Annotated in this window: 9 protein-coding genes and 1 pseudogene; 5 read left to right on the top strand and 5 right to left on the bottom strand. The window is 72.1% G+C overall.

What is annotated here, in order from left to right:
* Nucleotides 1–187: 187 nt before the first annotated feature.
* Nucleotides 188–1561 (bottom strand): annotated as a pseudogene (locus HY68_RS13035) (M1 family metallopeptidase); the annotation flags it as partial.
* 169 nt (nt 1562–1730) lie between these two features.
* On the opposite strand from HY68_RS13035, the gene HY68_RS13030 reads away from it, so the two are divergent.
* On the top strand, nt 1731–2228 hold the full coding sequence (locus tag HY68_RS13030; protein ID WP_041988336.1) for a hypothetical protein: 498 nt from the start codon (nt 1731–1733) through the stop codon (nt 2226–2228).
* Nucleotides 2229–2620: 392 nt separating this feature from the next.
* On the opposite strand, the gene HY68_RS13025 is transcribed toward HY68_RS13030, so the two are convergent.
* Entirely contained in the window at nt 2621–3310 is a 690-nt protein-coding gene (locus tag HY68_RS13025; RefSeq protein ID WP_041988334.1) for a pentapeptide repeat-containing protein, read from the bottom strand.
* 184 nt (nt 3311–3494) lie between these two features.
* Between HY68_RS13025 and HY68_RS13020 the strand changes: the two genes are divergently transcribed.
* From HY68_RS13020 to HY68_RS13010, 3 genes are all read left to right on the top strand, one after another.
* Nucleotides 3495–4676, top strand: coding sequence for an NAD(P)-binding protein (locus HY68_RS13020; RefSeq protein WP_041988331.1), 1182 nt, complete (start codon nt 3495–3497; stop codon nt 4674–4676).
* Nucleotides 4677–4793: 117 nt separating this feature from the next.
* Complete coding sequence (locus HY68_RS13015) at nt 4794–5846, top strand: zinc-binding dehydrogenase (protein ID WP_041988329.1); 1053 nt, start codon at nt 4794–4796, stop codon at nt 5844–5846.
* 141 nt (nt 5847–5987) lie between these two features.
* On the top strand, nt 5988–7625 hold the full coding sequence (locus tag HY68_RS13010) for an MFS transporter (RefSeq protein WP_078863582.1): 1638 nt from the start codon (nt 5988–5990) through the stop codon (nt 7623–7625).
* Nucleotides 7626–7646: 21 nt separating this feature from the next.
* Here HY68_RS13010 and HY68_RS13005 read toward each other — a convergent pair whose 3' ends face one another.
* Both HY68_RS13005 and HY68_RS13000 read right to left on the bottom strand, forming a co-directional pair.
* Nucleotides 7647–8141 carry a GNAT family N-acetyltransferase gene (locus HY68_RS13005; protein ID WP_041988326.1) on the bottom strand — a complete coding sequence of 165 codons (495 nt, stop codon included), beginning with the start codon at nt 8139–8141 and terminating at the stop codon, nt 7647–7649.
* On the bottom strand, nt 8131–9090 hold the full coding sequence (locus tag HY68_RS13000; protein WP_078863927.1) for an aminoglycoside phosphotransferase family protein: 960 nt from the start codon (nt 9088–9090) through the stop codon (nt 8131–8133). The genes HY68_RS13005 and HY68_RS13000 overlap by 11 nt, the downstream gene beginning before the upstream one ends.
* Nucleotides 9091–9185: 95 nt before the next feature.
* Here HY68_RS13000 and HY68_RS12995 point away from each other — a divergent pair, with 95 nt between their 5' ends.
* Nucleotides 9186–10577, top strand: a complete 1392-nt coding sequence (locus HY68_RS12995; RefSeq protein WP_041988324.1) for an FAD-dependent oxidoreductase — start codon at nt 9186–9188, stop codon at nt 10575–10577.
* 39 nt (nt 10578–10616) lie between these two features.
* Here the strand turns inward: HY68_RS12995 and HY68_RS12990 are convergent.
* Nucleotides 10617–12240 (bottom strand): restriction endonuclease (locus tag HY68_RS12990; protein WP_041988322.1); only part of this gene is annotated, 1624 nt, incomplete at its 5' end.

The raw sequence follows: 12240 nt of genomic DNA, 5'->3' as shown, positions 1-12240 counted from the left end.
CCATGCGCCCTGACACGGACCAGCGGGGCATGAGTCTCAGCCGACCACCGGCGGGGGTGGACGCCGAGGCGGCCCGAGTCCCCCCATGCAACTGCCGCGCGGCACCCGCACCCGGCAAAGCACCCGCCACCACGAGCCCAGCTCCCCCGTGGAGCCCCGGCCCACGCCGCCCTAACCCCCGCCCCCGTCCCCCCCGTCCCGGCTTCGTCCCCCCGTACCCGTACAGCCACGTCTTCCATACCCCGGCGAGGTTCTTGCCCGACTCCTGTTCCGCGTACGACGTGAAGTCCGCCGTCGACGCGTTGCCGTGGCGGTGCTTCTGCGGCCAGTCGCGCAGGATGCGGAAGAACGTCGCGTCTCCCACCGCCAGTCGGACCCGTTGGAGCACCATCGCGCCCCGGCCGTAGACCGGAGGCTGGGAGACGTCGGCCGCCGAGCGGGGGCGGGCCGGGGGGAACGTCCAGTTCGTGTTGTCGGCGTATGCCTCGTCGAAGCTTTCGGCGACCGGTTTGTGGTCCGTCCTCTCGCTCCAGAGCCATTCCGCGTACGTCGCGAACCCCTCGTTCAGCCACATGTCCCGCCATGACTTCGGGGTCACCGAGTCGCCGAACCACTGGTGGGACAGTTCGTGCACCAACGTGCTGACATCCGTCGGGCCCGGCAGGAACGGCCTGGTCTGCGTCTCCAGGGCGTACTGCGCGTCTTGCTCGCGGCCGATGATCACGCCCGTCGACGAGAAGGGATACGGACCGAACATCCGCTCCTCCCACTTCACGATCCCGGGCAGCGCCGCCAGCAGCCCCGCGCTCTTCTTCGCCACCGCCGGATCGACCGCGGTGAACGTCGGGACCGTGGGACCGGTCCCTCCCGTCCGGTGTGTCTCGTACGGACCGATGGCCACGGTCGCCAGGTAGCTCGCCATCGGCTCGGGCGAGTGCCAGCTGAAGGCCGTACGTCCCCCGCCGACGCGGGCGGTGCGCGTCAGCTCGCCGTTGGAGACCGCCGTCAGTCCGTCAGGGACGGTCACCCGGACGTCGTACGTGGCCTTGTCGCTCGGGTGGTTGTTGCCGGGGAACCACGCCATCGACCCCGTCGGCTCCCCCAGCGCCGCCACCCGCCCGCCGGTTCTGAGCCAGCCCTCGGCCGAGCCGTCCGCGTCGGTGATCCGCTTCGGTACGCCGGAGTACCGCACGACCGTCACGAACGTGCTCCCCCGCTTCAGCCCGCGCGCCGGCCGCAGGGTCAGCTCACTGCCCGCCCGGCTGTTCGCGGCGCGCTCGCCGCCGACCGTCGTGGAGGTGACCGTCATCCCGGCGAGGTCGAGGTTGAACGCGCTCAGGTCCTGGGTGGCGCGGGCGGTGATCTCCGCCGTACCGGTGAGCCGGCCGCTGTGCGGGTCCCAGTCGAGGGTCAGCCCGTAGTGCCGGACGTCGTAGCCGCCGTTGCCCAGCCCCGGGAAGTACGGATCCCCCACCCCGGCCGCCCCGGGCCTGCCGCGCACATCGCCGCGCGAGGAGGCGCCGGTGGGCGACGGACCCGTACAGGAGACGGACCCGGCCAGCAGCGCCGCCACCGCCACGAAGAGCGCGGCGCTGCGGCGCGTAGCGGAACAAGCACTGTCACGGCGGACGGCGGACCTCCCTCGCGCGGAACGACAGCGTCAGCCTAGCGTTTCCGCAGGTGAGGGGCTGGGCGCCAGGGGCAGGGCGGGGGCGTGACACCATCGGGCCGTGCTCGACATCGGCTACTCCCTCTCCCGTCGCTTCCCCGATCCTCCGCAGACCGACTACCGCCTCGCCGACGTCCGGGCGCTGCGGCACGACCTCTTCTGCGGGGACGTGTATCTCGCCGACACCGGCGCCGACCGGGAGGTGTCCACCGCCTGGGGATGGGTGCCGGTGCTGGACTTCGCGTGGGCGCTGTGTGACATCGTCGAGCAGCTCGACCGCGATCCGCGCGGCAGCCGGGCCGCCAAGCCGCAACATGCCGAGCTGGACTTCACCGAGTCGGCGGACCGCATGCTGTTCATGCGGCGGTTCGGGCTCGTGGACGTGGAGGCGGACTGGATGCCGGGCGACGAGCCGCCGCTGACGTTCAGTCACCGCCTGCTGCGCCGTGAGGCGCGCGACTTCCTGCACGATCTGGTCGCCGATCTCTCCGACATGCACGAGGGTCTCGCCGGCAACCCGATCGTCTGGGACCTGCAGTCCCGCTTCCCGCGCGTCTGAACGCCGACTCGACACGCGCCTCGACTCACTTCTCGACACGCCGTCACCACACGTCTCGACGCCTCCGAAGCCGCCGTAATCATCGGAATCCACGACTCCGAATCGTCCTCAATCACTCCACCCCACACCCCTGACCAGGCACGACGCACGCGCTTTCAAATCCTTCACAAAGTGGTCACAGACTCCCCTCAGCGATTCCGCGTTCATAGGACATACATCAGGCCCTCTCGGGCAGACGATGACTGCCCAGGTGCTGCCGGGAAGCGTGAACCGCTTCCTCCCCCCACAAACGGCGTACCTGCGGAGCACCGCGAAGGCCCCGACCCATCCCCCCAGGTCGGGGCCTTCGAAAATCCCCGGGCCCGTCGGACCTCGTCCGAGGGACAGGGATCTCACACCCCGTCCTCCACGCGCACCCCTATCTGCGCCGCGAACGCCGGAGCCAGATACAGCAGTTGGGCCGAGCTGATCACCGCTCCCGACAGCCGGTCCAGGCCCCGCGCGATGTCCAGCTCCGCGACCGTCCGCAGATCGACGTCCTTCAGCCGAGCGGCCGTCAGGTCGACGCGCCGCAGGACGCAGTCGCGGAACTCGACGCGCTCCAGCTCGGCCCCGCCGAAGTCCGGCTCGGCCAGCACACAGCCCTCGAACACCACGTCCTTCAGCTTCGCCTTGCGCAGATTCAGATAGTCGATCTTGCCGCCCTTGATCAGCACCCGCTCCAGCACGGCGCCGTGCAACTGCACCCCGCCCAGCCGCGCGTCCAGCACCTCCACATCGCGCAGCGAAGCCCCCGCGAGGTCCGTGCCGACCCCGCGCACCCCGCTCAGTACGGAGTCGATGAACCGGGCGCGGACGAACGACGTCTCGTCCAGGGCGCACTCGCGCAGCGCGCAGTCGATGAACCGGGCGCCTGCGCCCTCCTGGCCCGCCAGATCCAGGTCTCTGAACTCCAGCCCGTCGTAGTCACCGTCCGGCTCAAGACCACCCCCGTACGGGGACAGCGGCGGCAGCCGCACCTCGGCCCGCCGCACTTCCACCCGCCGCGCCTTCGCCGGTCCGCCGTTCGTTTTTCGTGCCATGCCCCCATCGTTGCGCACGCCACTGACAACGAGGTCGGCAGCGACCGCGGGACAGCGTGACAACACGACAGATACCCGTACCCGCGCGATGTCACATCCCCGCCCTCCCGGCCGTCCTATGTCCAGCACCGTCCCAGCACCGTGCCCAACACCGAGCAACCGGACCAGGTAGGAGCGACGCGTCATGAATCGCATCAGCGTCATCGGTGGGGGCCTCGCCGGCCTCACCGCCGCCATCACCGCCGCCGAGGGAGGCGCCCGGGTGACCCTGTACGAGGCCCATCACACCCTCGGCGGCCGGGCCCGTACCGCCGAAGGCCCCTACCTCACCAACGAGGGGCCGCACGCCCTCTACAACCGCGGCCCGCACTGGTCCTGGCTGCGGCAGCGCGACCTGCTCGGGCCGGTCGCCGCCGTACCTCTGCGCGAGGGCTCCCGCTTCCGCTTCCACCGCGGCGGCGCCCTGCGCAGGACCCCGCCCCTCAGCCTGCTGCGGCTGACCCGGCGTCCCGTCGAAGAGGCCCCGGTCGACACCTCCTTCACCGAGTGGGCCTCGGCCGTCGCCGGCCCCCGCGCCGCGCGTGCCGCCGCCCACTACGCCGCCGTCGCCCTCTTCCACCACGACCCCGGGGCGCTGTCCGCCCGCTTCGTCCAGGAGCGGCTGCGCCGCGCCGCCGCTCTGCCGCCCGAGGCGCACTTCCCCGTCGGCGGCTGGGGCCAGATCGTCGAACGGATGGCGGCGCGCGCCTGGAACCTGGGCGTCCGGATGGAGACGACCGTACGGATCGACGCCGTCCCCGACGACACCCCGGTGATCGTCGCGACGTCGATGGACGCGGCCCGCCGGCTCGTCGGGGACGACAGCCTGCACTGGACGAGCGGCCGTACCGTACTGCTCGACCTCGCGCTGCGCTCCCGCAAGGGCGAGCCCTTCGTCATCTCGGACCTGGAAGCGCCGGGCTGGCTGGAGCGGTTCACCGCGCAGGATCCGTCCGTGGCGCCCGCCGGTGAGCAGCTGCTCCAGGGGCAGTTCCCGATCGGTCCCGGTGAGTCGAGGGCGGCCGGCACCGCTCGCGCCGAGGCCCTGCTCGACCTGGGGTTCCCCGGCTGGCGCGAGCGCACCGTATGGCGGCGCGACGCCCTCGCGACCGGCCGTACCGGCGCCGTCGACCACCCGGGCACCACGTGGCGCGACCGGCCCGCCATCGACCGCGGGCGGGGGCTCTATCTGGCGGGCGACCAGGTGGCGGCGCCCGGGGTGCTCTCGGAGGTGTCGTTCAACAGCGGCATCACCGCCGCTTCACTGGCGCTCCGGCATCTCGCGCGGCGGACCCATCTGGCGCAGCTTGACCTCAAGCGCGCTTGAGGTCGGAGGGTGGTGCGTGATCCGGAAGCCCGGCCGAACCGCTCGGCCGAACCGCCCGGCCGAACCCCGGCCGCACGGTCACGCCGAACCGCCCGGCCGAACCCCAGGGAGCCCGCCATGCACGCCATCGTCCTCCACGCCTTCGGCCCCGCCGAGAATCTCCGCTACGAGCGCACCGACGACCCCGTACCCGCCCCCGGCCAGGTGCGTATCGCCGTCGCGGTCGCCGGCGTCCATCTGCTCGACACGGCCCTGCGCCAGGGTATGGCCGGCCCTGGTCCCCGCCCCGTCCCCACCGAACTGCCCACCATCCCCGGCCGTGAGGTCGCGGGCACGGTCGATGCGCTCGGCGAAGGTGTCGACGCGAGCTGGCTCGGCAAGCGCGTCGTCGTCCATCTGGGCATGGTGCCCGGCGGCTACGCCGAACTCGCCGTCTGCGACGTGACCCGGCTGCACGCCGTGCCGGACGGGCTCGACGAGGCCGAGGCCGTCGCCATGATCGGCACGGGCCGTACGACGCTGGGCATCCTGCAGTTCACCGACCTCGGTCCGGACAGCACCGTCGTCGTCACGGCGGCGGCCGGCGGGATCGGCACCCTCCTGGTCCAGTACGCGAAGAACGTGGGCGCCACCGTCGTCGGCCTGGCCGGCGGCCCCGCCAAGGTCGCCAAGGTCGCCGCCAACGGCGCCGATCTGGCCGTCGACTACACGGCCCCCGACTGGGCGGCGCAGGTCAAGAACTTCCTCAGAGCCGGCGAAGGCAACGGCGAGAACGACCGCAAGGGCGCCACGATCGTGTACGACTCCGTCGGCGGCCCCACCGCGCTCGCCGCCGTCGACCTCCTCGCCACGGGCGGCCAGCACGTCGTCTTCGGCTGGTCCGGCCAGGGCATCCAGGACGGGCAGCCGTTGGCCTTCACCGCCGACGACCTCGCCGCGCGCGGCATCACCTCCCGTAACGTCCTCGGCCCCCCGATGGTCCAGAAGGCGGGCGGCGACCTGCGCGTACTCGAAGCGCGCGCGCTCGCCGACGCGGCAGCCGGCCGGGTGCGCCCCGCCGTACAGCGCTTCCCGCTGGCCGAAGCCGCTCTGGCGCACCGGTCGCTGGAGACGCGGGCGACGACGGGCAAGGTCGTCCTGGAACCGGGCCGCAGCCGCAGCCGGGCCTGACGGCTCCGCCGGGGGCCGTGGCGGCGGGCGCCGCGCGGGCGAACACCGACAATCCATGGTGTTCTGGGCAAAAGGTGCTCTGCGTAGAAGCCCAGCCCCTGCCGCGGCAGAGGCCGCTGTCCACAGTGGAGGAATACCCCGATGAGCGATCCGGCGACCTCCGGCGCACAGCCCGGCCCCCGCCCCGGTTCCCAGACCGGCAGTACGTCCGACGCCACGTCCGGCACCCCGTCCTACACCTCGTCCGGCTCCCAGCCCGGTTCCCGGCCCGGCGCCCCGCAGCAGGGCTCGGGGGACCAGCCGGACGCCCACCGGTGGTGGGCGCTGGCCGTCATCGCGACGGCGCAGCTGATGGTCGTGCTCGACGCGACCATCGTGAACATCGCGCTCCCCTCCGCCCAGCGCGATCTCGGCCTGACCAACGGCAACCGGCAGTGGGTCATCACCGCGTACACCCTCGCCTTCGGCGGGCTGCTGCTGCTCGGCGGCCGGATCGCCGACCTCGTCGGCCGTAAGCGCACCTTCATCATCGGCCTGATCGGCTTCGCCGCCGCCTCCGCGATCGGCGGTGCGGCGCAGGGCCCCGAGATGCTGTTCGCGGCGCGTGCCCTGCAAGGCGTCTTCGCCGCGCTGCTCGCACCGTCCGCGCTGTCCCTGCTGACCACGACCTTCACCAGCGGCCCCGAGCGCGCCAAGGCCTTCGGCATCTTCGCGGCCATCGCGGGTGCGGGATCGGCGATCGGGCTGCTGTTCGGCGGCATCCTCACCGAGTACCTCGACTGGCGCTGGTGCCTGTACGTGAACGTGCCGATCGCGGCGCTCGCCGTCGTCGGCGCCGTGCTGCTCCTCAGCGACCGGGAGGGCGCCAAGGGCGCGCATCTCGACATCCCGGGCGTCATCCTCGGCTGCGGCGGTCTGGTGGCCATCGTCTACGGTCTCAGCGAGGCGGAGTCCGACGGCTGGACGTCCTCGCTCGTGCTGACGATGTTCGCCATCGGCGTCGTGGCGCTCTGCGCGTTCACGTGGTGGCAGACCCGCTCCCCCGGGCCGCTGCTGCCGCTGCACATCGTGCGGGACCGCAACCGCGGCGGCTCCATGATCGTCATGGGTCTGACGACCATCGGCCTGTTCGGCGCGTTCCTGTTCATGACGTTCTTCCTGCAGAACATCCTCGGCTACTCGCCGCTGCGGACCGGGCTCGCGTTCCTCCCGATGTCGGCGGCGCTCATCATCGGTTCGACGCAGATCTCCGCCCGGCTGCTGCCGCACGTGCCACCGCGCTTCCTGCTGGTGCCCGGTCTGCTGCTGGCCTCCGGCGGGCTGTTCAGCCTGCGGTTCATCGACACCCACTCCAGCTACCCGTCGCACATCCTGCCCGGGACGCTGCTGCTGGGCCTCGGCCTCGGTCTCGTCTTCATGCCGGCCATCTCCACCGGCACGGCGGGCGTCCCGCCGCGGGACTCGGGTGTCACGTCGGCGACGATCAACACCGCCCAGCAGGTCGGCGGCTCCATCGGTACGGCGCTGCTCAACACGATCGCGACGACCACCACCGCCACGTACCTGACGAGCCATCTCGCCGCCGCGGCCCGCGAGGGCGGGCTCACCCCGGCGGCGAAGCACCAGATCGTCAACACCGGTACGGTCCACGGCTTCACCGTGGCCATCACATGGGCGTCGATCATCCTGCTGGGCGCCGCGGTCATCGGGGCCCTGATGGTCAACGCCAAGTCGCCCAGCAGCCGCGAGGCGAGCGAGCCGGCGGCGGTGTCGGGCTAGGTCGTGTCCGCGCGACAGGTCCTAGGACCTGTCGTCCGGCTCCTGCCGGGCTCCCAGCGCGGTCAACGCGTCGTCCGTCAGCCGGAACACCGTCCACTCGTCCTGCGGGAGCGCCCCCAGCGACCGGTAGAAGGCGATGGACGGCTCGTTCCAGTCCAGCACCGACCACTCCAGGCGTTCGTACCCGCGCTCGGCGCAGATCCGGGCCAGCTCGCGCAGCAGCGCCTTGCCGTAGCCGTGGCCGCGCGAGCCGGGCCGTACGTACAGGTCCTCCAGGTAGATCCCGTGCACCCCGCGCCAGGTCGAGAAGTTCAGGAACCAGAGCGCGAAACCGACCGGCTCCCCCTCGGGCGTCTGCGCGATGTGCGCGAAGGCGGCGGGCCGCTCGCCGAACAGCGCCTCGTGCAGCTGCGCCTCCGTTGCGCGTGCCTCGTCCAGTGCTTTCTCGTACTCGGCGAGTTCACGGACCATCGCGTGGATGGCCGGGACGTCGGCGGGTGTGGCGTCACGAATCATGCCCGCAGCCTGCCCGATCGACCGCCGGGCGCGCCACCCGACGTCCGGCGGCGGCTCCTGGCCGCCGGCGCGGGGCGAGCAGCGCCCGTGCCACGTACTCCTGGTCCGGTCCCAGCCGTCCCTCCCCGCCCGTCCACTTCCACAGCGCGATCTGCAGCACCCGCGCCAGCGTCCAGGCGCCTGCCCGCTGCCGGTCGAGCCCCATGACCTCCGTCATCAGGTCGAACCGCCACCGCACGTCGGCCGCCTCGAAACGGTTGTGGAGCGCGGGCAGCAGCTCGAAGCCGGGGTCGCCGGCAAGGGGTTTCGGGTCGATCGCCAGCCAGGGCGCGCGCTCGGCCGCCAGTACGTTGTCGAAGTGCAGGTCCCAGTGGAGCAGCCGGTCGCCGGGCTCGCCCGCCACTTCGCGTACGGCCGCCGCGCAGTCCGCGAGCAGCCGCCGCTCGCCGGGGTCGTCGACCGCCCGCAGGACGCCGGGCACGCGCTCCAGCATCCGGGCCACGATGTCGCCGAGCGTCCGCAGCCCCGCCGGGGCCGGGACCGCCGTCAGCCGGGCCAGCGTCCCGGCGATGATCCGCACCGCCTCGCGGATCTCGACGCGCGACAGGTCACGGGACGGGTCGAGCGCTTCGAGCAGCAGCGTCCCCGTCGCCCCGTCGTACTCCAGCAGCCGTACGGCGCCCTCGCCACCCCAGGCGCGCAGCGCGACCGGCTCGCCGGCGGTTTCGTCGTCCAGGATCTGCAGCTTCAGCACGGCGGGCACCCCGTCCGCGCGCGTCACCGGCAGCACCAGCGCGCACATGCCGTACATCGAGGGCCCCGTCACCCGCAGCCGCCACCGGTCGAGGAACCGCGCCGCCCGGTCCGGCAGTTCGGCGATGAACGCGCGGCCCGCGGCGCCCTGGTACCTCGTCTGGGTCGCGACCAGCTCCGCAGGAATGTCCAGCACGGCCTCGATCCTACGTACGGGCACCACCCAGGTACGGGCACCACCCAACCGGCACTCCTGGACACAACTACCTGCACAGGTGTACGAACACCCACATGAGCAGCACGATCAACGGCGGCATTTCCTTCTGGTACGCGCAGGACGGCGTCCCTGCCCCACGGGAACCACTCCCCGGTGACGCGACGGCCGACGTCTGCATCGTCGGCGGCGGCTACACCGGTCTCTGGACGGCGTACTACCTGAAGAAGGCCGTCCCCTTCCTCAACATCACCGTCCTCGAAGCGAAGTTCTGCGGGTACGGCGCTTCGGGGCGCAACGGCGGCTGGCTCTACAACGGGATCGCGGGCCGTGACCGGTACGCCAAGCTCCACGGTCACGAGGCCGCCGTACGCCTCCAGCGGGCCATGAACGACACGGTCGACGAGGTCGTGCGCGTCGCGGCCGAGGAGAAAATCGACGCCGACATCCACCAGGGCGGTGTGCTGGAGGTCGCGTACACCCCGGCCCAGCTCAGCCGGCTCAGGGACTACCACTCCGTGGAGATCGCCTTCGGCGAGACCGACCGGGTGCTGCGCGGCGCCCGCGAGACGGCGGAACGGGTCAGGGTCACCGGAGCCGTCGGCTCGACGTGGACCCCGCACGGCGCGCGGCTGCACCCCGTCAAGCTGGTGAAGGGGCTGGCCGCCGCCGTCGAGGCGCTGGGCGTCACCATCCACGAGTCGACGCCCGTGACGGAAATCAAGCCCAAGCACGCGACCACCCCGTACGGCACCGTCCGCGCCCCGTACATCCTGCGCTGCACCGAGGGGTTCACCGCCGGGATCAAGGGCGCGCACCGCACCTGGCTCCCCATGAACTCGTCGATGATCGCGACCGAGCCGCTGCCCGCCGCGCTCTGGGACACCATCGGCTGGAACGGCCGCGAAACCCTCGGCGACATGGCCCACGCGTACATGTACGCGCAGCGCACCGCCGACGACCGCATCGCGCTCGGCGGGAGGGGCGTCCCGTACCGCTTCGGCTCGAAGACCGACAACGACGGGCGCACGCAGGCCGCCACCATCGAGGCGCTGCGCGAGATCCTGGTCCGCTTCTTCCCCACCACGGCGGGCGTCCGGATCGACCACGCCTGGTCGGGGGTGCTCGGCGTGCCGCGCGACTGGTGCGCGACGGTCACGCTCGACCGCGCCACCGGGCTCGGCTGGGCGGGCGGTTACGTCGGGTCGGGCGTCGCGACCACCAACCTCGCCGCCCGTACGCTGCGCGATCTGATCCAGCAGGACAGCGGCCAGTCGGGGCCCACCGAACTGACCACACTGCCCTGGGTCAACCACAAGGTGCGCAAGTGGGAGCCGGAGCCGTTGCGCTGGCTCGGCGTCCACGGCATGTACGCGGCGTACCGCACCGCGGACCGGCGCGAGTCCACTGCCCGTACGACGACGACGCACGGCATCGCACGGGCGGCGGACCGGATCTCGGGGCGCTGAGACCGCCCGGTCAGCGGGAGTGACGGATGGCCGGGGCCGTCACTCCACCTCTATGCCGAAGTCCGTGACCAGCTGCTCAAGTCCGCCCCGGTAGCCCTGTCCGCCCGGTACGAAGTCCCAGTCGCCGCTCGCACGGCGGCGGAACGACCCCAGCACCAGCGCGGTCTCGCCGGGGCGGCCGTCCGAGACGTCCAGCCGGTCCAACTCGGCGCCTGAGGTGTCCCGCAGCCGGATTCCGGCGTCCGTGAAACCCGACAGGTCGGCCTCCGGGTTCACCACCGGATCCACGGCGGCCACGAGTACGAGCCGGTCGGCGCCTCCCGGCAGCCCGTCGAAGCCGACCCGGATCGCGGCGCGGTCCCCTGACGTGGCGGGGACCATCCTGACCGAACCGTCAGGTGTGCGGGCGTTGTTGAAGAACACGAAGTGGTCGTCGCTCAGCACCCGGTTCCCCCGGCACACCAGCGCGCACACGTCGAGCTGTACCGGTCCCGCCCAGGTCATACCGAGGGTGTTGAAGTCACCACCCCCGTCGGAAGCCACACCGTCGCCGTCGGAAGCCACACCGTCGGCGTCCGACGCCGCAGCACCGTCGGACCCCGCCCCCGCCCCGTCGCCCAACCGCCCCCGCAGCCCGTGCTGATGCAGCAGCTCCACCAGTTCCGCGCCGGACACCAGTGTCAGCGGCTTGCCGTTGGCGAAGGTGTACGAGCCGGGGCCGAAGCCCGAAGTCGTCACCAGCACACCCTTGTTGGCGCCCGCGCCCTGCACCGTGCCGTACAGGTCACGCACCGCCGTCGGCGGCACGGTGTTGCGGTACCGCTTCACCTGCACAATGATCTTCCCGCCGCTGATCGGGTCCGGGTCAAGGGCGTCCACATCCACCCCGCCGTCGTTCGACCGCTGCGTCATCAGCGCCTGCATGCCGCGCGCCCGGAACAGCTCGGCCACCAGACGCTCGAACTCCACCGGGTCCATCGCCAGCAGATCCGGCTCCTGGCCGCCGCCGTGCGACACCACCCCCGAACCCACCTGATCGGGGAAGCGCGGGGGCCGTACGGCGGCCCGCTGGTCCGGGCGCGCCGACAACTGGCCGCGCAGCGCCTCCGTCACACAGTCCACCGCACTGACCAGCTCCAGGTTCAACGCGTCGAAGTCGGTGCGCTCGGCTGAGACAGACGCCAGATACACCCGCGCCTCCTGGCCAGTCGCGGGGTCGAAGTCGTCGACGAAGCCGTTCACGACGACCGACCGCACCGTACGGAACTCGTCCGCCACGAAGAGGTCCCGCACCACCAGCAGCACACACTGCGCCAACACCCCCCGGTACAGGGCGCGTCGCTGGGTCACAGGACGTGCGGTCTCCTTCTCCTGGTCCTGACTCGGCACGAACCGCACCGACTTCACCTCGGGCACCACGTCGAAGCCGGGCAGCTCCCAGTCCAGCACCAGCTGCCCCGCCGCCCGGTCGAAGGCGGCCGACACCTGGCGCGGAAACCCCTCGGGCCAGGCGGTCGACGCGTACAGCGCGGCGGAGAAGTAGTCCACGACCGCCTCGGGCTCACCGTCCCGCAGGGCCGAAGCCATCGTGGCGACGCCCGCGTTGTGCGCGCGTACCTCGGCCAACTGCCCGCCCGCCCAGGCGTCGTACTGCTGCCGGTAC

The organism is Streptomyces sp. AcH 505, assembly GCF_000818175.1.
GTDB lineage: Bacteria > Actinomycetota > Actinomycetes > Streptomycetales > Streptomycetaceae > Streptomyces.
This window is presented reverse-complemented; position numbering and strand designations above follow the sequence as displayed.

Bases quoted from the DNA above. Each gene is read 5' to 3' on its own strand.
- HY68_RS13025 (WP_041988334.1), bottom strand. From the start codon at position 3,310: ATGGCACGAAAAACGAACGGCGGACCGGCGAAGGCGCGGCGGGTGGAA.
- HY68_RS13020 (WP_041988331.1), top strand. From the start codon at position 3,495: ATGAATCGCATCAGCGTCATCGGTGGGGGCCTCGCCGGCCTCACCGCC.
- HY68_RS13015 (WP_041988329.1), top strand. From the start codon at position 4,794: ATGCACGCCATCGTCCTCCACGCCTTCGGCCCCGCCGAGAATCTCCGC.
- HY68_RS13010 (WP_078863582.1), top strand. From the start codon at position 5,988: ATGAGCGATCCGGCGACCTCCGGCGCACAGCCCGGCCCCCGCCCCGGT.
- HY68_RS13005 (WP_041988326.1), bottom strand. From the start codon at position 8,141: ATGATTCGTGACGCCACACCCGCCGACGTCCCGGCCATCCACGCGATG.
- HY68_RS12995 (WP_041988324.1), top strand. From the start codon at position 9,186: ATGAGCAGCACGATCAACGGCGGCATTTCCTTCTGGTACGCGCAGGAC.